Origin of the sequence: Dyadobacter sp. CY312 (genome assembly GCF_021390535.1) — a bacterium.
In the GTDB taxonomy this organism is placed as follows: Bacteria; Bacteroidota; Bacteroidia; order Cytophagales; family Spirosomataceae; genus Dyadobacter.
The window spans coordinates 1-1,917 of the sequence record NZ_JAJUXG010000016.1 but is presented as its reverse complement, the minus strand read 5'-3'; the positions used below and the strand labels follow the sequence as shown (position 1 = coordinate 1,917).

Here is a 1,917-nt window from a genome sequence, read left to right as displayed (position 1 = left end):
GTTTTCTGATACTGCTGTAAGCAAAGCTACCGTCAAGGTCAATCATTTTCAGGCGATAGTAGTTAGCTCCCAAGTTAGGCTGCATATCATCAAAACGATAATTGACAAGTCCTACGTTATTTTCTTTTGCTTTTACCTGACCTATCGCATTCCATGATTTAGCATCTGCGCTGCGTTGAATCTCGAAGCTGTCGCTGTTTACCTCTTCAGTGGTTGTCCAGTGTAACAAGGCCGAGACATTCTCTCCTTTCTGCACATCAAACCTCGACAATTTTACAGGTAATGCTGTTGTAATACCAGCATCAATTGTCATGTTATTACGCAAAACACTGGTTTCAGCCTGCGAAGGATCTATGATGATTTCTCCGGTTTTGCCGGTCACCATGTCTGCATCACTATCTTCGTCATCGGAAGCACTCACCACATTCGCATTGGTAAATACCATGCCGCCAGGCAAAGTAAATTCAACCTGGTAAGTACCAGCTGGTAATCCACTGAACAGATACTTACCATCTGTACCTGTAACTGTGGTTGCCACCTCATCCCATAAACTACCATTTTTCACATACAGCTTCACTGTTACGCCTGCTTTTGGATCTTCATTAGTATCTTGAATACCATCGTGATCCTCATCAGTCCATACGTAATCACCGATAGAACCGGCCGGTACCAACCCTGCGTCAATTGTAGGGTTATCTTTGTCTATTCCAACGCCTTGTGAATTGATAAACACAGGTCCACTGAATCCACCTGCACCAGCATCACTGTCTACAGCATCGTCCCCTCCTGCATTTGGAGTAGTAAAGCCATAATTGGGTACAGTACCAAATTTCACCCGGTAATAACCTGTTTCAAGCTCACCAAAAAGATATTCGCCATTTGCATCTGTTGTTTTGTTATCAACCTCAGCCCAATAAGCATTATTTGCCAAATCCGCAGCCGATGGCGATGCTTGATTTGGTCCTACATATCCCTGAAGAGTTACAGGTACATTTGGAACACCTGCTTCTCCTGTGGCAGCCTGGATACCATCACTGTTTGTATCATACCAAACTTTATTTCCCAGAGAGCCTGTTGCAAAAGGATCACCGCAGTTTGCGCTATTTAGTGTGATATATGTCTCACGAACAATGCAACCGTTTAACAACGAAACCGTTAACTTATAGACGCCGTTATTCGCTGGCTGAAAATTAGTGAGCGTATATTCTCTTGTATTAGCCAAAACTACACCATCTTTTTCCCATTTATATGTGGTCAACGGATCTCCGAAATCAATAGCTGATAAAGTGTAGTCCGTGCCATTACAAGGCTCCTGCGTATTACTGGTAAGCCTCGGGCGCAATGGCTTAATCATCACCTGCTGACTTACCGACTTACCGCACTGGTCTGTCACACGATAGGTGTATACCTTACCAGCTTCCAAAGAGGATTCGGAATAGCTACTGACAGCAGCCGGATCCGCCACTTCAAACGGGCCACCATCAATGCTTCTTTCTACAACGAAAGGTCCAAACCCTGAGAATTGCAACAGAGCCTGGCCGGTTGCCTGAGGACCAGAGCCCAAAGGCTGGCAATTGAGCGCCAAACTACGTGTAATGGTAGGATTGGTTTGCCAGGCTGATATATTAATTATACCCGAACGGGTAGCAGAAGCACAAGTCCCCTCTGAGGATGGACGAACAATTTCATAATAATAAGTTCCGGACGGAACATTTGCCGGCGCAGCAAGTGTACTGATAAGTGTACCGGTTGCATCTGTACCACTGTATAGCTTATAGGTTAATGTTCCTCCGGTGTTGTTAACTGCATTGTACTGAATGCTGTTCAATCCATCGTTACAAATCTTCTCCACCACAGGTGTTACCGTGAAGTTCATTGCCTGAGTGGCCGGGATTGTCATAACATTAGACTCCTGAG

Annotated in this window: 1 protein-coding gene; it reads right to left on the bottom strand. The window is 44.9% G+C overall.

The genetic code is table 11. From position 1 onward, the window contains the following. Window positions 1-1,900: SdrD B-like domain-containing protein (locus tag LZG71_RS22370; protein WP_233824149.1), on the bottom strand; the 1,900-nt coding region annotated here is incomplete at its 3' end. Between the last annotated feature and the right edge of the window lie 17 nt (window positions 1,901-1,917).